Annotated in this window: 21 protein-coding genes and 1 pseudogene; 6 read left to right on the forward strand and 16 right to left on the reverse strand. The window is 50.5% G+C overall.

The genetic code is table 11. The annotated features are described in order from the left end of the window. The first annotated feature begins 314 nt into the window (after positions 1–314). The 4 genes and pseudogenes from GL2_RS00050 to GL2_RS00065 all read left to right on the forward strand — a co-directional run. A complete protein-coding gene (locus GL2_RS00050; RefSeq protein WP_143728714.1) occupies positions 315–1,136 on the forward strand; it encodes a TenA family transcriptional regulator in 822 nt (273 codons plus the stop codon). Next, positions 1,114–1,884, forward strand: coding sequence for a class I SAM-dependent methyltransferase (locus tag GL2_RS00055; RefSeq protein WP_143728715.1), 771 nt, complete (start codon positions 1,114–1,116; stop codon positions 1,882–1,884). Before GL2_RS00050 ends, GL2_RS00055 begins: the two co-directional genes overlap by 23 nt. Next, on the forward strand, positions 1,877–2,812 hold the full coding sequence (locus GL2_RS00060; protein ID WP_143728716.1) for a TauD/TfdA family dioxygenase: 936 nt from the start codon (positions 1,877–1,879) through the stop codon (positions 2,810–2,812). Before GL2_RS00055 ends, GL2_RS00060 begins: the two co-directional genes overlap by 8 nt. 480 nt (positions 2,813–3,292) lie before the next feature. Continuing rightward, a pseudogene (locus GL2_RS00065) lies at positions 3,293–3,985 on the forward strand (IS30 family transposase); the annotation flags it as partial. 31 nt (positions 3,986–4,016) lie between these two features. On the opposite strand, the gene GL2_RS00070 reads toward GL2_RS00065, so the two are convergent. Then, a protein-coding gene (locus tag GL2_RS00070; protein WP_143728718.1) for an IS3 family transposase occupies positions 4,017–5,179 on the reverse strand; the annotation gives its coding sequence in 2 pieces (ribosomal slippage) (positions 4,017–4,921 and positions 4,921–5,179; 1,164 coding nt in all). Between the two features lie 49 nt (positions 5,180–5,228). Between GL2_RS00070 and GL2_RS00075 the strand changes: the two genes are divergently transcribed. Then, entirely contained in the window at positions 5,229–5,519 is a 291-nt protein-coding gene (locus tag GL2_RS00075; protein ID WP_172621005.1) for an IS30 family transposase, read from the forward strand. A 79-nt stretch (positions 5,520–5,598) separates the two neighbouring features. Here the strand turns inward: GL2_RS00075 and GL2_RS00080 are convergent, their stop codons facing one another. The 10 genes from GL2_RS00080 to cysM form a co-directional block, all read right to left on the reverse strand. Beyond that, entirely contained in the window at positions 5,599–6,717 is a 1,119-nt protein-coding gene (locus GL2_RS00080) for a DUF3524 domain-containing protein (protein ID WP_172621006.1), read from the reverse strand. Between the two features lie 88 nt (positions 6,718–6,805). Next, positions 6,806–7,687 carry an NAD(P)-dependent oxidoreductase gene (locus GL2_RS00085; RefSeq protein ID WP_143728720.1) on the reverse strand — a complete coding sequence of 294 codons (882 nt, stop codon included), beginning with the start codon at positions 7,685–7,687 and terminating at the stop codon, positions 6,806–6,808. A gap of 5 nt (positions 7,688–7,692) precedes the next feature. Next, positions 7,693–8,490, reverse strand: coding sequence for an undecaprenyl-diphosphate phosphatase (locus GL2_RS00090; protein ID WP_143728721.1), 798 nt, complete (start codon positions 8,488–8,490; stop codon positions 7,693–7,695). A gap of 3 nt (positions 8,491–8,493) precedes the next feature. Beyond that, positions 8,494–9,198, reverse strand: coding sequence for a tRNA (adenosine(37)-N6)-threonylcarbamoyltransferase complex dimerization subunit type 1 TsaB (gene tsaB / locus GL2_RS00095; RefSeq protein ID WP_143728722.1), 705 nt, complete (start codon positions 9,196–9,198; stop codon positions 8,494–8,496). Positions 9,199–9,376: 178 nt separating this feature from the next. Then, entirely contained in the window at positions 9,377–10,195 is an 819-nt protein-coding gene (locus GL2_RS00100) for a hypothetical protein (RefSeq protein WP_143728723.1), read from the reverse strand. 266 nt (positions 10,196–10,461) lie between these two features. Then, positions 10,462–11,460, reverse strand: a complete 999-nt coding sequence (gene hemH / locus GL2_RS00105; RefSeq protein WP_143728724.1) for a ferrochelatase — start codon at positions 11,458–11,460, stop codon at positions 10,462–10,464. A 171-nt stretch (positions 11,461–11,631) separates the two neighbouring features. After that, positions 11,632–12,285 carry an adenylate kinase gene (gene adk, locus GL2_RS00110; protein WP_143728725.1) on the reverse strand — a complete coding sequence of 218 codons (654 nt, stop codon included), beginning with the start codon at positions 12,283–12,285 and terminating at the stop codon, positions 11,632–11,634. Between the two features lie 193 nt (positions 12,286–12,478). After that, positions 12,479–13,306 (reverse strand): nucleoside triphosphate pyrophosphohydrolase, encoded by an 828-nt coding sequence (gene mazG, locus GL2_RS00115; RefSeq protein ID WP_197736495.1) that lies wholly within the window; start codon positions 13,304–13,306, stop codon positions 12,479–12,481. A 13-nt stretch (positions 13,307–13,319) separates the two neighbouring features. After that, positions 13,320–15,566, reverse strand: coding sequence for a GTP diphosphokinase (gene relA / locus GL2_RS00120; protein ID WP_143728727.1), 2,247 nt, complete (start codon positions 15,564–15,566; stop codon positions 13,320–13,322). A gap of 856 nt (positions 15,567–16,422) precedes the next feature. Continuing rightward, positions 16,423–17,313: a cysteine synthase CysM gene (gene cysM / locus GL2_RS00125; RefSeq protein ID WP_143728728.1), complete on the reverse strand. Its 891-nt coding sequence runs from the start codon at positions 17,311–17,313 to the stop codon at positions 16,423–16,425. Between the two features lie 228 nt (positions 17,314–17,541). Here cysM and GL2_RS00130 point away from each other — a divergent pair, with 228 nt between their 5' ends. Next, positions 17,542–20,373: a response regulator gene (locus GL2_RS00130; RefSeq protein WP_143728729.1), complete on the forward strand. Its 2,832-nt coding sequence runs from the start codon at positions 17,542–17,544 to the stop codon at positions 20,371–20,373. Here GL2_RS00130 and acpS read toward each other — a convergent pair. The 5 genes from acpS to GL2_RS00155 form a co-directional block, all read right to left on the reverse strand. Next, entirely contained in the window at positions 20,370–20,756 is a 387-nt protein-coding gene (gene acpS, locus GL2_RS00135) for a holo-ACP synthase (RefSeq protein WP_143728730.1), read from the reverse strand. The genes GL2_RS00130 and acpS overlap by 4 nt on opposite strands. Continuing rightward, complete coding sequence (recO, locus tag GL2_RS00140; RefSeq protein WP_143728731.1) at positions 20,753–21,502, reverse strand: DNA repair protein RecO; 750 nt, start codon at positions 21,500–21,502, stop codon at positions 20,753–20,755. Before recO ends, acpS begins: the two co-directional genes overlap by 4 nt. A 26-nt stretch (positions 21,503–21,528) precedes the next feature. Further along, the gene (gene era, locus GL2_RS00145; protein ID WP_143728732.1) at positions 21,529–22,428 is read right to left on the reverse strand and encodes a GTPase Era; all 900 of its coding nucleotides are present in this window, start codon (positions 22,426–22,428) and stop codon (positions 21,529–21,531) included. Between the two features lie 114 nt (positions 22,429–22,542). Beyond that, positions 22,543–23,226 (reverse strand): ribonuclease III, encoded by a 684-nt coding sequence (rnc, locus tag GL2_RS00150; RefSeq protein WP_143728733.1) that lies wholly within the window; start codon positions 23,224–23,226, stop codon positions 22,543–22,545. Beyond that, positions 23,219–23,659 (reverse strand): DUF4845 domain-containing protein, encoded by a 441-nt coding sequence (locus tag GL2_RS00155; RefSeq protein WP_143728734.1) that lies wholly within the window; start codon positions 23,657–23,659, stop codon positions 23,219–23,221. The genes rnc and GL2_RS00155 overlap by 8 nt, the downstream gene beginning before the upstream one ends. Positions 23,660–23,684 lie beyond the last annotated feature (25 nt).

Here is a 23,684-nt window from a genome sequence, read left to right on the forward strand (position 1 = left end):
GGGAAACACAAGAAGCGAAAGCCCATTAATTTCAATATATCAGAAAATAAATACCTACAAGTAGGTATAGCCACACACCCCACAGCCAAAAACTAATTAAATTTTATCAAGAAAACAGAGGCAACAAAAAACCGGTATCCGCGAATAATAATCATGATATTGCTAGAAAAAATTTTAATCCGTATACTCAAAATCCGTTTACTGGTCGAGCAACCATTAAACGCTATTCACACAGGATGTTCGTTAGCAAACTGAAATAATTACTTGTTAAGGTTGCCAACTTTCGGCTCAACAGATGGAATTTAAGGCTTCAGATGAATAATCATAAAAGAGCCTGGCTAGAGCAACTCTCTGAAGAAGCGCTAAAGCACAGGGCTATCAACCACCCATATCTCAAACAATTCAGCAGTGCATCCCTTCCAAACTTTCGCTATGCGGTCGCGGATTTTGCTCAACAGTACGGGGTTTATTCATCCCGTTTTGTAAACTTACTCACTGCTGTGATTTCCAGATTGACTACCCCGAAGCACCGGAACATTCTTCTGGAAAATCTCGCAGAAGAGTCTGGACACTATGAAGAAAAAGAGCTTATAGAGCTGGAGACTCATGGGATCAGTGCAAGCTGGGTCCGGAACATCCCCCATGCACAGCTGTTTGAGACCTTCAGAGAAAGGGCGGTACGCGGAACACCAGAAATAGGAATCTCCGATGATGCTGCTATATGGTATGACATGCTCTCCGGAGTATTGCTTTATGGCTCTACTGAAGAAGCTATCGGCGCTTTAGGATTAGGTACAGAGCATGTCGTCAGCTCTATTTATCCTTTCATTGAAAAAGGCTTAAAAAGCTTACCAGAGTTTCAGCCGAAGAATTATTGCTTCTTCTCTGTTCACACACTTATTGATGATGACCATGCAGAAAGCTTAAACCAAATCGCATTGGATTTTGCCAATACAGAGGAGGGCCGCAAACGTCTTCGTCACGGAGTACTTAAAGCCTTGAATTTAAGGGCGGCCTTCTGGGATGGCATGTTGGAACGTGCAATTAGGGGTCCGCAAAAGCCTCTCGAAAATCTAAATAATTATACTCGACAAGCATCTGGAGTGGCTCAGGATGAACCAGCCCTTATCAACTGAAACAATCTATAACGCCCAAGCAGGCAACTGGTTGCGATCTGAGAAGGTCCTTTTAAGTGACTTTACTGCAAGACCTCGAGTTCTTGAGGAGTTGGGAGATATTGCTGGGCAAGACATTCTGGACTTTGGATGTGGCGAGGGTTACGTCTCACGCATGATTCTGGAAAATGGTGCTCGTTCGATATTTGGCATCGATTCTTCTGCGGAGATGATCGGTCAAGCACAGGCAATGGCAGCAGAGCTCGAACTATCCACTGCCAGTTATACGGCTGCTAATGCTGTGACTTTTGACCAATTCCCACAAAAGAGCTTCGACAAGGCCATTGCTGTATTTCTTTTCAATTATCTCACGATCGAAGAGATGACTCAGGTAATGACAAAGGTTAGATCACTGTTAGCCTCCACCGGGACCTTTGTTTTTACCGTGCCCCATCCTTGTCTACCATTTATGCGTGAAGAAACACCACCGTTTTACTTTGAGCATGGAGAAAAAAGCTATTTCGATGGCATCAATCAAACTTTCGAAGGAAAAATCTGGCGCAGAGATGGAATTCCAGTATCTGTGCGTTGTGTACACAAAACCTTTTCACATTACTTCGAAGCACTCAAAGCAGCCGGGTTTAATCTTTTGCCGCAGGTGAATGAGCTTGCGGTAACAGACGAACACCTGGCATTGGACCCTGAATTCTTTGGTCCTATGAAAGGTTACCCTCTGCATGTTTTATTTAAGGTACAAGTAAATGATTGAACTGGCTCCCAGAGAAGAAGTGTGCGCTCAAGCGTGGAAGACTGCAGATATAGCCTCAAAATCCAACTGGAAGTTTGCTTGGCCTTCCGGCTGGCAAGAGGAGGTAAAAGCTCTTCAAGATTGGGCTTCCAATCAGGATTATCCTGTTGAATCCTTGAGAGCCGACTCAGTACCAACCCCACAGTTTGATCAACTTTCCCAACAGATCAAGCAAGAAATTGCACACGGAAGCGGCATAACCTGGATTCAGGGGATTGATGGCTTCGATCAAGATACACTCAATATTTTGTTCTTAAATATCAGCTTGGCAATGGGGCAAACTATTGATACCTATGGCAGGTTGTACGGTATCCTGGATACAGGTAGAAGCTATAAAGATGAAGCAATTCCGGTATCACAAACTAATGCTGCTACCGGGGTACATACAGACAGCTCGCAACGTACGATCCAGCCCAATATTCTCGGCTTGTGCTGTATCACCCCTGCGATAAAAGGTGGAAAATCCAAAGTGGTCTCCGCAGCACAGGTCCACGAGGCCCTGAGAGAAAGAGAACCTGGCAAGCTCGCTCTACTCTATGATAACTATATACGCGATCTTGTCACCCCAGGCAGCGACAAGAACCTCCAGAGTATCCTTAACAATCACTTCCCCATTTTCAGCTATGAAAAGGGTAAGTTATCAATCCGTTATATGCGCTACTGGATTGAAAAAGGTCACGAACGGGTCGATCAACCATTAACCAAGGAGGTATTACAGGCTTTAGACATGCTCGACGGGGAGCTAAACAATGAAGAAAACGTTATCAGCTTCTATATGAACTCAGGAGACATGATATTTATCGACAACACCCGGATTCTTCACGATCGGGATGAGTTTGTTGACACTCTCGAGCAAAAGCGTGTTTATACAAGAGTATGGATAGGCTAAAGCGCTAACATAAAACTGGAACTCTTAATCTTGAGGCGAGAATATCCTTAAAATGATCTCGCCCCATCCCAGATCTAATTTAATAGCGAGCTCAAAAGTACCAAGAGTCGAAATAAGCCCCTCCCACCTTTGCACTATGGCTAAACCACTTAAATTAGCTATCCTAACAGCCACCCGAGCTAGCCGGTGATTAAATAGGATTATCCCCTATAAGCCCACCCTTCATTTCTTGGCATTATTATTTATGAAGGCAGGTATTTCGTAATGAAAACTTCAAAACTTGCAATTCGGGCACCCCCTTAAAAACATTTATCTTCACAGTAAAGGTGAGAATTTCGAATATATATTCACCAAAAATTCTGTATAAAGTTTTAGACCATCTATTCCTTTTTCGACTTGGTTTCGGATAATAAGTGCAATTGGTAAGGGAGAGCTCAGCTGGTAGAGTCGGCACCTCTCCCGACCAAGAGAAAGGCACTGATGAGCTACTACCAACTGAGCGAGAACGAACGATACCAGATTTACAGCTTAAGAAAAGCCGGACACTCTCAGAAAGCAATAGCAAAATTGTTAGAGAGGCATCCCTCGACGATCAGCCGAGAGCTGCGACGTAATACAGGCTTACGAGGATATCGGCCAGGACAAGCACACACCCTTGCGGAGCTAAGACGCCAGCAAGCGTATAAGGCACAGAAAGTGACTGATAGCGTGTGGCAACAAATAGATACCCTAACTCGGAAAGAATTAAGTCCTCAGCAGACTGCAAGCTATTTAAGGAGACATACGGGTGTATCGTTACATCATGAGACGATCTATCAACTTATTTATTTAGATCAGACAAATGGTGGAGACTTATACAAGCATCTTAGGGTTGCATCAAAGCCTTATCGCAAGCGCTACGGGAAGTATGATCGACGCGGAAAGATCAAAAACAGAGTGAGCATAGATGATCGGCCAGCAGTTGTTGATCGGATGAATCGGATAGGTGACTGGGAAGGTGATACCATTATAGGCAAGGGACGTGGCGGAGCTTTGCTGACTATGGTTGAACGCAAGACGTTATACACGGTTATTGTTAGATTGACAGGTAAACGATCAGACTTGTTGGCTGAAGCAGCGGTTAGTCATATGGTGAGCATCAAAGATAAAATCAAAACAATTACCTTCGACAATGTGATCCTACCCATCAACAACGGACACACTACTAAGCGACTAGTTGTTCCTCAAACGCCTCAGGGCTGAGATAGCCATTGGCGCTGTGTAGGCGATTTCGATTGTAGTCTATCTCTATATACTCAAATACGGTTTCTCTCATGAGGCGCCTTGTAGGAAAGCGGTTACCATGGATTGCTTCTACTTTAAGTGAGTGGAAGAATGTTTCTGCACAAGCGTTATCATAGCAATTACCTTTGGCGCTCATGCTGCACCGCAGATCATACGCTGTAATTAAAGATTGATAATCTTTAGAGCAATACTGGCTTCCCCTGTCTGTATGCACGATAACATTCGTAGGTTTCTTACGTCGCCATAAAGCCATTTGAAGGGCGTCACAGACCAATGTAGCCGTCATCGTTTCTGACATCGCCCAACCAATAACCAGCCGACTATATAGGTCTATCACTACAGCCAGATATAACCAACCTTCTTCCGTTCGTAGGTAGGTAATATCCCCAGCCCATTTCTGATTCGGCGCTTCAGCATTAAAGTTCTGCTCGAGCAAATTTGGAGCTACTGGCAGACCATGTTTTGAGTAGGTTGTGGCTTTATATCTCCTGCCTGCTTTAGCCCGTAGGCCCTGTCGATGCATGCTGGCAGCAATTGTTTTCTGGTTATATTTACTCCCCTCACTGGCCAACTCCTTCGTCAGACGAGGGGCGCCGCTACGTTCTTTGCTGGCTATAAAGCGCTGCTGTACCAAGCTATCGAGCTGCATTCGGTACTGCTGGTACTTGGATTGGTCAGCCGATCTTGACACCCAGTTATAAAAGCCACTGCGAGATACGCCCAATACCTTGGCCATCGCTTTGATGCTGAATTCATGCCTGTGCTTTTGCATGAAGGCGTACCTCATTTCAGGCTCTTTGCAAAGTACGCTGCGGCCTTTTTTAAGATCGCCAGCTCCTCTGCCTGCTCAGCCAGCTGCCGCTTAAGTCGAGCATTTTCTGTCGCCAGCTCTCTCTCGGCATCCCCTCGGCTCTGATGTAACTGAGCCTTACTTCGCCATCCGTAAATCTGGGAAGGATGCAACCCAAGCTGTTTAGCGGCAACGCTTACCCCGACCTTGAGCGCCAGTGCCAGAGCATCTTTTCTATACTCATCTGAGTATTGTTTACGAGTGGTTTTGGTTGGTTTACTTGATCTTGTCATAGGGCACCTCTGCTGCGTAGTTTATCGCTTAAGAGAGTGTCCGTCGTTGGTGGGTAGGATCAATGGTCTTGAATTCTCTGGTCATGAAACGATTGCAGAAGGCTTAGACGCTGAAATTTACTTTGCTCATCCATATTCATCCTGGGAGAGAGGGATCAATGAAAATACTAACGGCCTCATTCGACAGTATTTCCCAAAGGGTACCGACTTTAATAAAGTAACAGACGAGCAGGTTCAATTTGTAATGGATCGCCTGAATAGTAGACCAAGAGCGAGTCGGGGTGAAAGATCACCGAATGAATTATTTATAGGGCTGCAAGAAGATCTGCTTGCAGCATAAAGGGGTTGCAGTTATTACTTGAAACCAAGCTATTCTATTACACAGAAATTAAAAACAGGCACCACCTTGCAAATGGAACTCACTCATTTAAAATTGTCTTATATTTTGATCTTAATTTCCCCCATGACAACCTTAAAAAATTCAGTTTTTCTGAAGCTTCATGCTTATTATGCATTGCAAGACTAGATTTTAGTTTCTCTACTGCATCATCGACTCCAGAATATCTCAGGCTCTCAGGGTAAAACTCCGGGTAACACTGCTCATCCGGCACCAAGGGGGTACACCCTGCCACTACCGCTTCCATTACCGCTAACCCTTGAAATTCATGATATGCCGTTGATATGAAAACATGGCTGTTTTGGAGAGTCTGCCAATAAGTTTCTGTGTCATCCACATAACCCACGACCAGAAGGTTTTGAGCGAACTCCCGTTTGATCTGCTCGAACTCTTTAGGGCTATTGCGGAAGGATTGGCCCATCATATTCAGAAGGAAATTAATCTTGTTCTTTTTTAGGCCCTGGAGGATTTTAAGTAGTCGATCAGCGCCCTTATCGTACTCCCAGCGGGCAGCCCAGCTTATTATCAGGACCTCTTTTGGTACTTCTCCCTGGTATCCGTACTCCCAGCGATGATTCCAGGAAAAGTCAGCCATGGCTTTATTCTTTTTAAACAGAGAATCTTCAAGAGGAACTGGCAATACTTGTGATTTCTGCTCGAGTTCCTCACAAATCCCTGGCGGCACGCAATCGGGAAAGCGTTTTAATAACTTGCCTGCTCCATCTATCAAAGTCCGGCGGTTATATTCCGAGTTAAATAACAAAAGATCCCCGGCCAGCGCGGTATAGATATTAAGCAGTTGTGGCTCAATGGACTGAAAGGCATCTGAGCTTACTGGATAGGCAAATTGATTTTCGTGGAAGTAAACCACCGTTGGCACCCCCACTAACTCCGGCACCAGTCCACGCAGGGCGCTGAGGTCGGTCATCGAAGTGGCAATAATCAGGTCCCATTCCTGCTTCAGGGATTGCCCAGCTTCACCCCTGGCCCAGGTAAGGCTATTACCGCGAATACGCCAGCTGAAATAGCGAGGGGGGAGGGTAAGAACTGTCCACTGCCAGTCGGAAAAAGCGGCAACCAGCCCCTTGCGCCAGCGTTTGTGGCTGTCCGCATCATAGGCTGAGAGCAAGAGAACTTTCATGAGAAACTAAAACAACACAGGTTTGAATTACAGAGCTGGAAATACATATAACCAGCCCCAGCCCTGAAGGCTTTTTAGGATTAGAATATCAGTCGAAGGAGCGCACATTCATCAGACGAGCAAAAAGGCTGGAGGTATCCCAGCGGGAGCCGCCGATAGCCTGAACCTCACTATAGAACTGGTCCACTAATGCAGTCACTGGTAACAGAGCGCCGTTACGCTGCGCTTCCTGCAGGACAATAGCCAGATCTTTGCGCATCCAGTCTACAGCAAACCCATGTTCATACTCCCCTGCCAACATGGTCTCGGAGCGGTTTTCCATCTGCCAGCTCTGCGCAGCGCCTTTGGAAATTACATCCACAACTTGCTCTGCATTCAGTCCCGACGCCTTAGCAAAGTGCAGACCCTCAGCGAGTCCTTGAACAACTCCGGCAATACATATCTGATTAACCATCTTGCACAGCTGGCCACTGCCAACCGGCCCCAATAAGGTTACCGCTCGGGCAAAAGTATCTATCAGTGGCTGTATACGCTGAAAATCTGCCTCCTCACCGCCCACCATAACGGTCAGCACGCCATTTTCAGCACCGGCCTGGCCGCCAGATACTGGCGCATCCAGAAAGCCAACACCCTTTTCAGCACCAATTGCTGCCAATTCCCGGGCAACATCAGCTGAAGCTGTGGTGTGATCCACTAACAGGCTGCCTTTTTCCATGGATGCAAAAGCGCCCCGCTCTCCATTTATCACCTCACGTAAATCGCTATCGTTACCTACGCATGTGAATACTACCTCTGCTCCTTTAGCCGCTTCAGCCGGTGTCAGGAAGCTTTCGCCTTTATATTCCTTCAGCCACTGCTCTGCCCGGCTGGCGGTACGATTGTAAACCCTCACCAGGTGGCCAGCCTTTGCCAGATAGCCGGCCATGGGATAGCCCATCACCCCCAGACCTATAAACGCTACAGTTGCCATATTCGTTACCCCCATATCATCCAAATAAGGACCGCACCGAGTATCAGACGATAAATGGCAAATGGCGCCATACCGATGCGGCTAATAAACTGCAGGAAAAAATGAATGCATAAATAAGCACTGATAAATGAAAGTACAGTACCCAATAAAATATCACCCCAAGGCACAGTCTCCAGCGCTAGCAAATCGTAGGTCAATAGCATTGCTGGTAGCGCAATAGCAGGGATCGACATCAAAAAGGAAAAGCGTGCGGCAGCTTCACGTTTCATTCCGAGCATCAATCCCGCAGTCATAGTAATACCAGAGCGGGAAGTACCGGGGACCAGGGCCAATACTTGAGCCATACCAATCAGTAATGCTTTCTTCCAGTTAAGCTGGGCTAGTGTCTGGGTACGCACTCCTCGCACATCTGCCCACCAGAGAAGAATGCCGAAACCAATCGTAGTAGTGGCAATAACAGCCGCTGAACGGAGGTTAGCTTCAATAAAGTCCTTGAATATCAGCCCTACCAAGCCAACAGGTATAGTCGCCAGCACGATCAGCCAAGCAAGCCTGCCTTCATCTGTAAAGCGCCCCTCAGTAAACCCCCCGAGCCCATCACGGATCAGCACCCAGATATCTTTACGAAAATATGAAACAACCGCAATTAATGAACCAAAGTGCACCGCAACGTCAAATGCAAGCCCTTGGTCCTGCCAACCCAGTACCTCTGCAGGCAAAATCAAGTGTGCTGAACTGGAAATAGGTAAAAACTCAGTCAACCCCTGAATCAGGGCCAACACAACAATTTGAAACGTTTCCATGAGTTACTTCTTTGATCTAATTCTTTGTCGTTTCTGCCAGGTAATCTCGTTGCGGAGATACGCCGGCTCCAGCTCTTCTGCAGTCACTACCGCACCAGCCTGATACAGCGGTACAGCCAGCTGGGCAATATCCCGTGCATGAATCAGGATATTTAGGTCAAGACCGTCCACTTGAGCCCCATTCAGGGCTTCGTAGTGCCAACCCGGGCCAGCGCCATATACAGTTGCTGATATTCCAGATTCCTTCAATGACAGCAGTGCCTGCTCAGGGTTCTGCACTGCTTCGGGTAGCAGACTCTGGTTAGGCCCATCAGAGGAGTAAACACCCCAGTAAACCTGCTGCATACGGGCATCCAGCATTGGTACTATGGGGGCCTCACTCCATTCCGGGTGAGCTCGCCGCGCCCCTAAAGCCAAAGCAGCCAGGCTGGACACCGGCACCACAGGTTTATCAGCAGAAAAGGCCAACCCCTGCACGCTACTAATTGCGATACGCAACCCTGTAAATGAACCAGGGCCACGACTGACTGCAAAAGCATCCAGCTCCGACAAGGCTAATCCCGCTTCTGCTAGTACTTCATCCACCATCGGCAGCAATCGACGGGTATGATCGCGCTCCGCCTGCACAAAATGCTCGGAAATCTGGCCACCATTGTAGAGCGCTACAGAACAGGCGCCAGAAGTAGTATCCAGGGCAAGAATTTTCACAACAATCTCAAACCGGGTAACTGAAAAGAGTGGATTGTGGCACGGTAGCAGGAGGGAGTCATGTAAATTAGCACAGCGGCAAAACTACGCTACCTAACATAGAAAACCCCGGACCATGCCGGGGTTGGCGAAAAGTCTGTTAAGCCCACCACAGGGGGTGGGCTTAAGCAAACCTACACTACGCCGCTTTCTTGGGTGGACGACCGCGGCGGGTAGCTCCGGCCTTGGGCGGGCGACCACGACGGGCAGGCGCCTTCTTAGCCGCTGCAGCTGCTGTAGCCTTTTTAGGGCGTCCGACTCTCTTAGCCGGCTTAGCTGCGGTTGTAGCCTTTTTTGGGCGCCCGACACGCTTAGCTGGTTTGGCTGCAGTAGCCTTCTTGGGGCGACCCGCTTTTTTCGCAGAACCAGCTTTTTTCGCAGAAGAAGCCTTCTTCACAACCGCTTTCTTGGCTTTTTGAGCTTCGGCCTTCAACTTGGCAGCTACTTTCTTTTCCAGCGCCTTGGCTTTGGCTGCAGCTTTCTTAGCCGCGGCCTTTATCTTAGCCTCGGCCTTCTTCTCAGCAGCCTTGATCTTCTTGGCATGAGCCTTTTCCCGAGCCTTCAGCCAGCGCGCTTCAAATGCTTTCAGCGCAGCTGCCAGGTCCTTATCTGCCTTCCTAGACAGGCTGTCCGCCAGAGTGGATACCTTTTCCTTAGCTACTGCCTCAGCGAGGCGGACCGCGTCCATTGCCTTGGCTTTGGCCAGATCCATCTTGACCATTGCCAGCTTGGCGCGCAATTCCTTCGCCTTACTATTGGCATTTGCCAATGAAGTCTTAGCCGCTGCCGTATTGCTTTTTTGGGCACGCGCTTTTGCTTTCGCAACACGATCAAGCTGAGCATCCAGTGACTTGCTCGCCGCATCTACTGCTTTCTGCGTTTTCACGACTACTGCCGACGCTGCAGTCGAACCAGTTGCCTTCTTAGCACGCGTACTCTTTTTTACTACTCTTGCCATCCCTTGTCTCCTCACAAAAAAGAAGAAGTACATCCAAAAGTGTGCCGGCAGCATTGCCTGTTTGCTATCGAATAAAAACCGCAATGGGCTGTTTTTATTACTTATGCAGAGCGCCGCACCGCCTATTTCGATACAACTTTATCAAAGTTAATAAAAATACCCGGCATTGCAAGTAAAAAAGCGAAAAATGAGAAATTTTCCAGGAAAAAAGTATCTTTTTCTTATCAAATTCATCACAAAGGCCTATTTCAGCCCCCTGATGGAAATTATTTTGGCCCAGGCAACTTATCTTCAACAATTGCAGCGAGCGCTTTAATATGGTCTTCACGCAAATTCAGGGCGGGAATATAACGAAAGTCACTGCCTCCGGCATCGATAAAATTAGCGCGATTCTCTACCGAAATTTCTTCCAATGTCTCTAAGCAATCTGCCGAAAAAGCCGGACAAATAACATCAACACTCTTCACTCCCCCCTTACCCCACTCAATAAGCGTTTTGTCCGTATAGGGTTGTAACCATTCCGCTTTACCAAATCGAGACTGGAAAGTAACTTGCCACTGCTCTCGCTCAATTTGTAATTCTTCTGCCAGAAGTCGGGCAGTTTCAGTGCAATGCCGAAAATAGGGGTCTCCTTTATCAACATTTGCCTTTGGAATACCGTGAAAAGACAGCAGCAGTTTTTCTGCTTGCCCCTGTGCCTGCCAGTGCTCCCTGACTGAATTGGCCAGTGATTTTATGTAAAGAGGGTTGTGGTAATAATCCCGAATGAGCGAAATATCCGGAATATCGCGACTTTTGCGAAAAATTTGCGCCACTTGATCATAAATTGCAGCAGTGGTTGTGGCCGAATACTGTGGATACAACGGCAAAACAACAAAGGCTTCACAGCCTTTTTTACGTAAACGATCAATGATCTTACCCAGGCGTGGCTCGCCATAGGTCATCGCGTATTCAACCACTATGTCATGGCCATTGTTACACAGGTATTCCTGCAATAACTCTGCTTGACGACGCGTATAGTAGAGAAGTGGCGAACCTTCAACCGGAGCTTCATCTGCACTGCAATTCCAGATTTCTTCATAGGCAGGCGCAATTCGCTTGGGACGAAACGGCAATATGAAACCGTTTAATATTGCGAGCCACAGTGGGCGAGGTATTTCCACTACACGGGGATCGGAAAGAAATTCTTTCAAAAACCGTCTTACCGCTGGCGCAGTCGGCTGCGCAGGGGTGCCCAAATTCATCAAGATTATCGCGGTGGACATGCATGGACCCGTCTGAAATACAAATTTGCCAAGAAAAACTGCCGGCAATCTTAACGCTTGAACCAATAACTACAAGAGGAAGGCTTCCCCAAAAGCCAGTAAAGGACCTTTCCGGAAGATACAAAAAAGCCCCCAGAAGGGGGCTTTATAGAGAAACTGTCACCGAAGCGATCAACTCAGTGCTTCAAACACCTTCCCGCGAATATCATCCATGCTACCCACACCCACTACCTTGGAGTACTTGGGGGCGGCTTCAGGAGAGCGTGTTTCCAGTTCGCGGTAAAAACCAACTAAAGGCGCGGTCTGCTCATGGTAAACTGCCAGGCGCTTGCGTACGGTCTCTTCAGTATCATCGCTACGCTGTATCAGTGCCTCACCAGTCACATCATCCAGCCCCTCACTCTTGGGCGGGTTGTACACTGTGTGGTAAACACGACCCGACCCCTCATGCACACGACGACCAGATAGACGCTTGACAATCTCTTCATCGTCAACTGCGATTTCAAGTACGTGATCAATATGAACATCCGCATCCAGCAGTGCCTGCGCCTGGGGAATAGTGCGAGGAAAACCATCAAACAGGAATCCATTCTCACAGTCGGCCTGGGCGATGCGCTCCTTCACTAGAGCGATAATCAGGTCATCGGAAACCAGTTTGCCGGCCTCCATAATATCCTTCGCCTGCAGGCCGAGGGGTGTACCCGCCTTCACCGCTGCACGAAGCATATCGCCGGTGGAGATCTGCGGAATGCCGAACTTCTCTGTTATGAATTGTGCCTGAGTGCCTTTGCCGGCTCCCGGCGCCCCCAAGAGAATAATTCGCATGTTCAGTTAGCCTCCAAAACTGTCGACGCACCAATAGAGCCGCCGCGCCAAAAGAGCGCTACCTTACACGCACACCCCAAATTGGGCAAGATTGCGGCCGATACTGCCCAATTTTCGTAAGATACTATTTTGTAGCTACTAGTAGCTTCCAGTAGTAGCTTCCAGCTTCCAAAAACAGCCATGGGGAAGCAGATTACTCTGCCGAATCCGGCCGTTCGCCGGCCTTGGACTTATCCCAAAGCTGGTCGAGTTCCTCCAGGCTGGCATCTGTAGGTCGGCGCCCCTCAGCCAGCAGAGCGGCTTCAACAGCGCCGAAGCGCCGTTCAAACTTGCGATTACAGTGACGCAGAGAGGTCTCTGGGTCCGCTTTTAAGTGACGGGCAGCATTAACACAAGAGAACAGTAAATCGCCGAGTTCCTCCTGTGCCTGATCGCGGTCCCCGCTGGCAACCGCTTCTCGCAGCTCAGCAATTTCTTCCTCAATCTTATCCAGCGCACCACTGATATCCGGCCAGTCAAAGCCCACTTGGGAAGCACGCTTTTGCAATTTGGCCGCACGCGTTAACGCTGGCAGACCCGCAGCAACCCCGTCCAGGGTTCCAGCCTCACCTTTTGCACTGCGCTCTTCGGCCTTAATCGCCTCCCAATTCTGTTTTACCTGTGTCTCATTCACAGAACGGGAGTCGTTCTCTCCATAGAGATCCCCACTGGGAAATACATGTGGGTGACGACGTACTAGTTTGCGTACCAAAGTGTCCACGATACGAGAAAAATCGAAGTGTTCATGCTCACGCCCAAGCTGTGAGTAAAAAACCACTTGGAATAAAAGATCCCCGAGTTCCTCATGCAGGTGCTCGAAATCCTCAGACTCAATCGCCTCGGCAACTTCATAGGCCTCTTCGATGGTAGAGGGCACTATACTGGCAAAGGTCTGCTTCAGGTCCCAGGGGCAGCCACCATCAGGATCGCGAAGCTGGGCCATCAGGTGAAGTAGATCCTCCACCGTATATTTGTCTCGCACTTGTCCCCCTTTATCAGCGCAACATACGCCGCTTCGCAGAAGCCACATTGGGCAGGCGATTAATGCGATGCAGTACGTGGCTCAATTCTTCAAAATTATGAATTTCGGCGGTGAGCACCATTTCCACTGTGTGCTTGTGTTTATTGGAATTGGTCTGCATAGCTGTGATATTGACTCTCTGGCTGTCCAACATAGCGGTAACATCACGCAACAATCCCAGGCGGTCATAGGCCTCGATAATGATCTCCACCGCATAAAGTTCACGCGGCTTTTCCGCCCAGTTAACCTGAAGTACCCGCTCGGATTCCTCCGTCTGCATACGCAACATGTTGGCGCAGTCTTTGCGGTGAATCGAGACTCCACGCCCGAGAGTGATATATCCCATTATCTCGTCACCCGGCACCGGGTTACAGCAACCGGCAATATGGGTGAGCAAGTTGCCCACACCATTGATATAGACATCCGCCTTGCCCTCACCACGCGCAACCGAAGCCGTTAGGGAGGGCACTCGCTCAGCATCGTCAACTTTGACCATGCGCTGGGCGGTATTCAATACCTGGCCGACACCTATATCCCCTGCACCCACCGCCGCATAAAGGTCATCCAGCGAGTGCATGTTCAGTTTGGCCGCCAGCCGTTCAAAATCAAAATCACTCAGTGCCAACTGCTTGAATTCACCATCCAGAATACTGCGACCGTCGGCAATATTCTGGTCCCGTGCCTGCTGTTTGAACCAGTGAATAATTTTGGCGCGGGCTCGTGAGGTCGTGATATAGCCCATACCTGAAGACAGCCAATCACGGCTTGGAGCCTCGCGTTTGCTGGTGAGAATCTCCACCTGATTGGCAGTTTGCAGTTCATGGTTCAGAGGCACAATGCGCCCGTCCACCTTGGCACCACGGCAACGATGGCCGATTTCGGTGTGGATTTTGTAGGCAAAGTCCAACGGTGTGGCCCCTCGGGGCAGGTCCACTACATGGCCGTCCGGGGTGAACACATAAATGCGCGAATCCCCTTCGCCGGCCTGGAGGTCATCCTGCAGAGGATTGCCTCCCACCTCTTCATGCCAGTCAAGTACTTGGCGGAGCCAAGAAATTTTCTGCTCGTAGCTGTCTTTACTCTCACTTTTAAGGTCGGTGCCCTTGTAACGCCAATGCGCACAAACCCCGTATTCCGCCTCTTCATGCATAGCAAAAGTACGGATCTGCACCTCTAGTACTTTGCGTTCTGGGCCAATAACTGCTGTGTGCAGGGAGCGGTAGCCATTCTCCTTCGGAGAGGCAATATAGTCATCAAACTCGTTGGGAATGTTGCGCCACAGGTTATGTACTATCCCCAATACCGCATAACAATCCCGCACCGTTGGCACCAGGATACGTACAGCGCGGATATCGTAAACTTGGGAAAAACCGATATTCTTACGGCGCATCTTGCGCCAGATACTGTAGATGTGCTTGGCGCGGCCGTAGACATCCCCCTCAATATCCGCTCTAGCCAACTCCGAGCGCAGAAGCTCCAATACTTCATCAATATATTTCTGACGTGCCAGCCGCTTTTCATCCAACAGTCTGGCTATCTGTTTATAGTCGTCTGGCTCCAAGTAGCGAAAAGAGAGGTCTTCCAGCTCCCACTTAATATGACCAATACCCAGGCGGTGCGCCAATGGTGCATAGATATCGGCTACCTCGCGCGCCACTCGCGTACGCTTGGCCGGCTCAGCATTCTTTGCTGCACGAATTGCGCAGGTACGCTCTGCAAGCTTTATCAGGGCAACCCGAACGTCGTCAACCAGTGCCACCAACATGCGGCGGATATTTTCTGAATGTTCTTCAACAGCACCACTCCTGCGCTCTTCACCGGTATCCGCACTGCGACTGCGAATCGCTGCCATACGCAGCACGCCGCGAATCAGTTTGGCAACTACCGGACCAAATTCTTCCTCGACGTTTTTAATTGGCAGGCGCTTTTCGCGCACAGCCCGGTAGAGTACTGCGGCTACCAACGCTTCAGAATCGATTTGCAGATCAGCCAGGATCTCCGCCATTTCCAGGCCCGAGGCAAAACTACTGGCGCCTTCTGCCCAGATATTTTCTGCCTCGATAGCCCGTTGCTCCGCTTCAGCACTCACTTCAGCGGCGCGGCGCAGAGTTACGATTGCAGCACCGTCCAGTCCAGCCAGTTTCTGTACATGGCGAAGCCAAGACTCCAGATCGAGCTCGCTCTCACCTCCGAAGGAATGATGTTTTCTGACTTGAACCATGTCTTACCGGGCCGAAACAGGAATTAGTAAACTTACTGGCACTACCAACCCACAATACTGTTGTACCAGGTAAATAATGCTCTAACCCCTTTACAGGGGCGCTTCTATCATAGGTTTGAACACACCAAAGTCCACGATTTTCTTGATATTTTTCAATAAGCTGCGCGAAATTCAGCGATTTTTCACAACAAATTAGCAGACTGAGTACTGGGAGGGCTGCAGCTGGATTCCATCTATCGGCCAAACAGTCACAGCCAGAACTTTAAGCAGCGGCATACTGCTGGAAAATGCAGAGCGAGAACCGAAAAGTTCTGCCTGGCCAATGGTTTCCAATAAAAATCTGCTTTGCTTGTTTACTTTGCTTGCCTCCAAAAACCCAGAGTCGGTTGAGAGGAAATTCCCTAAGCCGCCTTACCCACAACACCAACTGCTAAGGAGCCTGTGAACAATTCCGTAATGTCTCTGCAAGACTTGAAGGCTACAGATGTTGGGCGCAGCTCGCCGCAAATGAAATTAGCCCCTTGCAAAAGCTACAATACAGCAGGTATGGCCTTAAAGGCTCACGCGGCGGGGCTTTCAGAGCGACTCACAAAATTATTCATAGACTTCCAAAATCTCGGCAACACCTAAACCAAATTAAAATAAGCTAAAACAATAAACATTGACTCATAAAGAGTGTGAAGCTTTTGGACATATAAATACTGAAGCTAGAAAAAATGGAAGGATCGTTAAGAGAGTAAAGTGGAATAAAGTAAAGTAAGCTCTGCTTTGTCAGTAAAAAGAAAACATGTAAAAACAACAAAATTAACCTGAAGTAACCAGGGCTGGCAAAAGATAATTCCAGCCCGAAAACATATTACTGATTGAAGAGCCCTGAGGATAAATAACGATCACCGCGATCACAGATAATCGCAACAATAGTGGCATTTTGTACCTGGGTCGAAAGCCGCAGAGCGCCGGCTACAGCGCCACCTGAGGAAACTCCACAAAATATCCCCTCTTCGCGGGCCAACCTTCTGGTCATCTCTTCGGCTTCGCTCTGGTCCATATCAATTACTAAATCAACTTCCTCAGGAACAAATATCTTCGGCAGATAAGCTTGTGGCCAACGACGAATTCCTGGAATGCTGGAACCATCAGTAGGCTGCAAACCGACAATCTGGATTTCCGGGTTTTGCTCCTTCAAAAAACGCCCGCAGCCCATAATAGTGCCTGTTGTTCCCATGGAAGAAACAAAGTGGGTTATCTGCCCTCCGGTTTGTCGCCAGATTTCAGGGCCAGTGCCTTCGTAATGAGCAAGGGGATTATCCGTATTTGCAAACTGGTTAAGCACCAGACCCTTACCTTCGCCCTGCATTTTAAGAGCCAGATCACGGGCACCCTCCATCCCCTCTTCTGCGCTGACCAGTATCAGTTCTGCTCCATAAGCCGTCATGGAGGCCTTGCGCTCGGCTGTGGCGCTATCGGGCATAATCAGGATCATACGGTAGCCCTTGATGGCCGCCGCCATAGCCAAGGCAATACCAGTATTACCACTGGTTGCTTCGATTAGTGTATCACCGGGCTTGATCTGCCCTTTGGCCTCGGCCCGGTCAATCATCGAGAGTGCCGGGCGGTCTTTGACAGAACCAGCCGGATTATTCCCTTCCAACTTGAGCAAAATTGTATTACTGGTATCACCGGGTAAGCGCTGCAATTTAATCAGTGGAGTGCTGCCTACACAGTCAGCAATCGTAGGGTAATCCATAATCGGTTGAGTTCCAGACAGATATTGCGGCCAGACAGTGTACCCGAACGACGTCACAACACTAAATACCGAGACTGTAGGTGGACTATATAGTCGGGTTATTACGTACTTCCGCTATAAAGTATTTCCGAACAAAAACAATTCCTTCAATCCCGGCTATGGGAGTGCGCCGCCGTATTCATACAGGTAAAATGGGGAAAAAATAATCGCATAAGGCCCCCAGTCGCCATGGCCCAGAACAACACGACTCCATCCCTGCCCTCTCCAGGGGAATTACGTTCACTGCGCTCGACTATGTTTCGCTTTACTGTTGCCCCGGCACTAATCCTGGCCATGACCCTGGCTCTGGTGTTTACCCTGCAGCAGATGCACGACCGCCGTCAACTCCTGCTCAGCCACGGACGGGCCAGTGCTGAGCAGCTGGCTGAGTTGATCGAGATGAGCGGGGGGCATCCGACCGAACTGCGTATGGAGTGGCTACGCAAAAGTCTGCTGGCCCTGATGCTGGAAAAAGATATGGTGCGCTCAGTTCATATCTACTCCACTGAGGCAAGTGAAAAACGTCCTCTGGACCTGGCAACCGGCCTGGGGTTACTGGCCAGCGTGGGCCCTCGGCCCCGCACTCCCATTACCAATGAGCAACTGCAAACGCGCGAGCCATTTATCTTTGAGGACGATGAGAGCCTACAGGTTTTGCAGCCATTGAAAGGTGATATCACTACCTGCTGGATCAGCATAGAGCTGCATCGTCCCTATTTCCTGGTTGGCACCTACCAGGTACTTCTTGTCGGACTTGTGGGCCTGATTATCTGTACTCTGGCAGCACTGGCCTGGTCAGTTATTTTGTCTGAGCGCTTTGCTCACAGCCTGGTGCGAATGGGGCAGGTTTTAAAGGCCATAGGCCGCGGCGAATTCGATCGCCGCACTCACGAGATCGAAAACCGCGAACTGGCACAACTGGCCAAGCAAATCAATGAAATGGCCGAGGGACTTTCCGGTTACCAACGCGATTATAAAGCGAACCTGATGCAGACCATGGATGATATGCGGCAGTCCCTGGATAGTATGGAGGAGCAAAATATCGAGCTGGACCTGGCTCGAAAGAGGGCCCAAGAGGCGAGCCGTATCAAGTCCACCTTCCTGGCAAACACCAGCCATGAAATCCGAACACCACTGAACGGTATTATCGGCTTTACCAATCTGTTGTTAAAAACCGAGATCGACGAGTTACAGCAGGATTATCTTCAAACCATCCTGCGCTCATCAGAAAACCTGCTCACCACGATTAATGATATCCTGGATTTCTCCCGTATCGAATCCGGCAATCTGGTGCTCGACCATATTCCGATGGATCTGGGTCAGCTGCTCGAGGAAACCCTGCAAATTCTCGCACCCTATGCTTATGAGCATCACCTCGAGCTGGTACCCATGATCGACCCTCAACTGCCCGCAACATTAGTGGGCGATCCATTGCGCACCAAGCAAATACTCACAAACCTTCTGGGCAATGCGGTACGCAGCTCAGAAAATGGCAATATACCGGTACGCCTCACGGTGCAGAGTAACAAGGACTCTGAACTGGTGCTGCGTATCAGTGTTACCGATCTCGGTAACCGTATCGACGATGCCGGCCGCCGTGAACTACAACAGATTCTCAATACCAAAACACCACAGCATACCCAGCAGATCAGCGCCAACGGTCTCGGCATGTCTATTGCCCGCAGCCTGGTTGAGCGTATGCGCGGCAGTACCGGTATGGAAGAAACCGTTAATGACGGCAGTACCTGCTGGGTACAGTTGACCCTGGTGCCTGAGCGCAACCGAGGGATACCACCACGGGTAATGTTCCCCAACTGTCGCATCCTGATTGCCGACCCAAATGAACTTACCCGCACCCAGGTGGCGCAGTTACTTAAGCAATGGCAGGTGGAACCGGTGGAACTCACCGATACAGATACCCTGCAGCCCGCTATCGAGCAAATGTGGCGACATGACGCAGTGCCAGATGCAGTAATTATTGATACCGCTATCGCCAAGGGGGACTTTGATAGCTTCAGTATCAAGGTTCAGTCCCTGGTTGATGCTTACCAGTGCAGGGTAATTGTTCTCGGTGCTCCGGCAGAACTCCGTCGCTGCTACGAGCAACTGCGCACGCGTACCCTCACCTTCCTTGGTAAACCGGTAACCCGTGAGAACTTATTGCGCGCACTTAAAAGATCTGTACCACAACAAAGCCAGCAACGCTCCAACAGCGGAGCCGTGCCCGCCCTACCCTGGCCTGCACCGCCGCGTGTACTGGCTGTCGATGATCACGCCGCCAACCGACGCCTTGTGGGTGAGCTTCTGCGCGCACAGGGTGTTGAAGTGGTAATCGCCGCCAGCGGCGAAGAGGCCCTGCAGCACTGGCAGCAGAGCACTTTTGACCTCGTCTTTATGGATATCCAGATGCCCGGCATGGACGGCATCGAGGTCACCCGCTGCATCCGCGAGCGGGAAGCCGGCAAACGCACCCCCATTATTGCTCTTACTGCTCACGCTGGAGCCGAGGAGAAAGCGAGGCTGCTGTCCGCAGGACTGGACGACTACCTGAGCAAGCCTGTAAGCGAAGCTCAGCTATCCCACATGATCAAGCGCTGGCTCAAACTCATAACACCCCAGGTGGTGGAAAAACTGAACTTTGACCGAATGCGTCTAGTAGATATTGGCGAGAGCCTGACCCTCGCCAACGGCGATGCCAAGCTGGCCAGGGACATGTTGCAGATGCTCGTGGACGGGCTCTCTCCAGACGAGCGCGAACTGGAGCGACTGCAAAGTATCGGTGATCTCAAAAGCATGTTTGAGTTGACCCATCGCATGCATGGTGGCTGCTGCTATTGCGGCGTATCACGGTTGCGAGAAGCGACCTGTGTCTTACAGGAAGAACTGCGCACTCAGCAAGATAAGGCGCCGGCCGAGATTGACCGGCGTAAGCTCGATGCAGTATTGAGAGAGATTCGCGCCCTGCGGGAGTGGGCATCGGAGCAGGACCTGGACACACTATTTGGGCTTGAGGTGGCCTAACGGGCCTCAAAAATAACAAATGCCACAGCTGCGTCCTTTTCATCGGAGAGGGAAAGGTGAATTACTTCAACTCCCAGGGAGCTCGCGCGTAGCTGCGCCGCGCCACTGAGTAAAACCTGGGGGGCCGCAGCCTTGCGCCTGCGCACCTCAATATCCTGCCAGGAAATTCCCTCACCGATACCCGTACCCAGTGCTTTGCCTACCGCTTCCTTGGCAGCAAAGCGCTTGCACAAATAGGCGGCACGGTTTGCTTCGGCCAGGTCGGCAAAATCGCAGCGCTCTCCATCGCTCAGGATACGCTCAACAAATCGTTCGCCATGGCGCAGCCAGGCAGCTTGTATACGTTGATAATTACAAATATCCGTGCCGATACTGACGATCATTTCCCATAAACCTGTTTGAATAATTCGCGGCTCTGCAGCGGCTTTTCCCCGAGCAGTGTGAATAGTAACGAGCGGGTCAAGCGCTTCGCCGGGGCCAGTAATTCTTCAGGCCAATCCCCATCCCTCTGCGCCCGCGCTATGCCAAGCAGTTCAGCACCGCGATATTCACCGGCGCGCAAGGCACCGCCGGGCTCCCGGTGCACCGGTACAAAGCCCCGCTCCAATTCGAGCCGGTAACCTCCATCCTCACTCACTGCCCCCTGGCTGTAGGCACATTGATCCAGTGACGGACAACTGCCCAGCTCAGTTAGCAACTGCAACTCAAAGCTGCGTAGCGGCCCCTCCAGCCCAGCATTACTCGCATCGCCCAGCGTTGCCATTACCTGCAGCAACCGCTGATAAGCGGCAAATAGCTCGTAGTGGGCCTCTCCTTCCGGCAAAAGCCTTACCAGCAGCTCATTGACATAAAGCCCCCCGTACACACTCCGCCCTTTTAGCCAGAGCGGTGCGCCGGCATTTTCTACAGGCCCCAGAGTTTTCAATGCTCCACTACCGAGCAGGGAGACTAGCAGTGGTGAAAAGGGTTGCAGTGCCTGCTGGCGCCGCTGTTTACCCCGGCGTGCGCCGCGGGCGACGCAGGCGATTCTACCGAACTCCGGGGTGAGCAGCTCCAAAATCAAGCTGGAGTCGCGATAGGGACGGGAGTGTAGGATATATGCCGGCTGTGCCGGAGGTGATGTCTTCATGGCATCAGCAGCCGAACAAAGACGGATTACTCGTCCCGGTAACCGAGACTGCGTAGGGCCCGCTCATCATCGGACCAACCGGATTTTACCTTAACCCACAGGTTCAACATGATCTTGCTGTCGAATAGGCGTTCCATATCCTCGCGGGCCTGACTGCCAATCTGCTTGATCCGTTCGCCCTTGTTACCGATGATCATGCGCTTCTGCCCGGAGCGCTCCACCAGGATCGCCGCACTGATATGCAGGATTTTCCCCTCCTGGGTGAACTCTTCAACTTCGACAGTCACTTGATACGGCACTTCGGCGCCCAGCTGGCGCATAATTTTCTCACGCACAATCTCCGCAGCAAGAAAACGTGAGCTGCGATCAGTGACCTGATCTTCCGGAAAAAAGTGCTGTCCCTCAGGCAGGTGCTTGAGAATCACCTCTTCCAACGTATCCAGATTGACGTTGCGCAGCGCCGATATAGGCACGATTTCCGCTTTGGGGTTTTGCTCCGCCAGAGCCTGCAGCTGCGGTAAAAGGTCCCCTTTATCCTCCAGCTGATCCACTTTATTAACCGCAATAATCAGCGGACATTTAAGACCTCGCAGTTTATCCGCTACCACTTGGTCGCCCTCGCTCCAGCGGGTGCGCTCCACGACAAACACAACCACATCCACATCGCGCACCGCACTGGATGCAGCCCGGTTCATATAACGGTTGATAGCCTTCTCCTGATCTGAATGCAGTCCAGGCGTGTCGACAAAAATAATCTGGTTCGGGCCCTCGGTCTTTATACCGAGCATATTGTGGCGGGTGGTCTGCGGCTTGCGGGAGGTGATCGCCAGCTTCTGCCCCAGTAAATGGTTCAGCAGTGTAGACTTACCCACATTGGGGCGACCGACAATCGCGACATAGCCGCAGCGAGAGGGTTGTTCGCTCAAAAAAGTTCTCCGAAAGGTTTGGAGGTGCCCGGGAAACCCGGAACCAGCTCGGCCTCCCGATGCTGGAGGCCATCAATTCAAGGCAGGCGGAGTTCGCCTTCACACATTGTAAGGTTAGTCCTGGTCGCCGGTAAGCTGCCTGTAGGCTTCTACTGCGGCAATCTTCTCCGCGGCGCGACGGCTGTTGGCCTCTCCACGCACCGGCTGTGCCAGGCCACTGACCCGGCATTCAACAATAAAATGTTGGGCGTGTTCCATACCGGAGACATCCACTACGGAGTACTCCGGCAGCGGCTTCTTGCGACCCTGCAGCCATTCCTGCAAGCGAGTCTTAGGATCCTTCATTGTCTCCAGTGATAGCCCCTGCAACCGCGAGGCGAACCATTCCAATACCCTGGAACGCGCTGCTTCAAGGCCAGCATCCAGATAGATGGCACCGATCAGAGCCTCTACTGCATCGGCCAGAATAGAGGCGCGGCGAAAACCACCGCTCTTCATCTCACCTTCACCAAGGCGCAGGCAATCGCCAATATCCAGTTCACGAGCCAGTTTTGCCAGGGTCTCACCACTGACTAATTGTGCACGCAGGCGACTTAACTGCCCTTCCCGCCCCTCGGGAAATTGCTCGTAAAGCGCAGCCCCAATGGTGAAACCGAGGATCGAGTCGCCGAGGAATTCCAGGCGCTCATTGTTACGGCTGCCGTGGGAGCGATGCGTCAGCGCAAGCTCCAACAACTCACCCTGTTCAAACTTGTAGCCGAGACGCTTACACAGGCGTTCCAGTAAAAGATCAGTCACGTTTGCGGAATTGCTCCAGATCTACCAGCGGATCACAGCAAAGCTCCGGCTTGGCCGTATCGAGCTGCTTGTTAAATTTCATTACAACATCGACGTTGTAAACCAACGGTTGTCGCAATTCATAATTGATACTGACCACCGTACTCTTTGCGCCGCGAACGACTTGCAACGCCTCGGTAGGCGCACCGCGCACGTTGTTGATCAGGAAGAAGCGGCCCATCTCTTTCTTGATTTGGCCCACCGTCATATTTTCCAGCTCCGGGTTTTCACCCAGAGTTTTTAATGCTTCGTTGATATAACGCGCGTCTACATATGCCGGCGCCATTTTGGAAACGCAGGTCAGGGCAAAACCCAGTACAGCAATAACCAGTAACCAGCCCCAGTAACTCATACCGCGCTGGCGTCCCAATGAAACTTGGATAGCACTACCCATAATTATGCCCTCAATCCTTAATGCC

The organism is Microbulbifer sp. GL-2, from assembly GCF_007183175.1.
Lineage (GTDB): Bacteria > Pseudomonadota > Gammaproteobacteria > Pseudomonadales > Cellvibrionaceae > Microbulbifer.

Excerpts from the sequence above, each read along its gene's own strand:
- GL2_RS00050 (WP_143728714.1), top strand. The coding sequence starts at position 315 with ATGAATAATCATAAAAGAGCCTGGCTAGAGCAACTCTCTGAAGAAGCG.
- GL2_RS00055 (WP_143728715.1), top strand. The coding sequence starts at position 1,114 with ATGAACCAGCCCTTATCAACTGAAACAATCTATAACGCCCAAGCAGGC.
- GL2_RS00060 (WP_143728716.1), top strand. The coding sequence starts at position 1,877 with ATGATTGAACTGGCTCCCAGAGAAGAAGTGTGCGCTCAAGCGTGGAAG.
- GL2_RS00080 (WP_172621006.1), bottom strand. The coding sequence starts at position 6,717 with ATGAAAGTTCTCTTGCTCTCAGCCTATGATGCGGACAGCCACAAACGC.
- GL2_RS00085 (WP_143728720.1), bottom strand. The coding sequence starts at position 7,687 with ATGGCAACTGTAGCGTTTATAGGTCTGGGGGTGATGGGCTATCCCATG.
- GL2_RS00090 (WP_143728721.1), bottom strand. The coding sequence starts at position 8,490 with ATGGAAACGTTTCAAATTGTTGTGTTGGCCCTGATTCAGGGGTTGACT.
- GL2_RS00100 (WP_143728723.1), bottom strand. The coding sequence starts at position 10,195 with ATGGCAAGAGTAGTAAAAAAGAGTACGCGTGCTAAGAAGGCAACTGGT.
- hemH (WP_143728724.1), bottom strand. The coding sequence starts at position 11,460 with ATGTCCACCGCGATAATCTTGATGAATTTGGGCACCCCTGCGCAGCCG.
- adk (WP_143728725.1), bottom strand. The coding sequence starts at position 12,285 with ATGCGAATTATTCTCTTGGGGGCGCCGGGAGCCGGCAAAGGCACTCAG.
- relA (WP_143728727.1), bottom strand. The coding sequence starts at position 15,566 with ATGGTTCAAGTCAGAAAACATCATTCCTTCGGAGGTGAGAGCGAGCTC.
- cysM (WP_143728728.1), bottom strand. The coding sequence starts at position 17,313 with ATGGATTACCCTACGATTGCTGACTGTGTAGGCAGCACTCCACTGATT.
- GL2_RS00130 (WP_143728729.1), top strand. The coding sequence starts at position 17,542 with ATGGCCCAGAACAACACGACTCCATCCCTGCCCTCTCCAGGGGAATTA.
- acpS (WP_143728730.1), bottom strand. The coding sequence starts at position 20,756 with ATGATCGTCAGTATCGGCACGGATATTTGTAATTATCAACGTATACAA.
- recO (WP_143728731.1), bottom strand. The coding sequence starts at position 21,502 with ATGAAGACATCACCTCCGGCACAGCCGGCATATATCCTACACTCCCGT.
- GL2_RS00155 (WP_143728734.1), bottom strand. The coding sequence starts at position 23,659 with ATGGGTAGTGCTATCCAAGTTTCATTGGGACGCCAGCGCGGTATGAGT.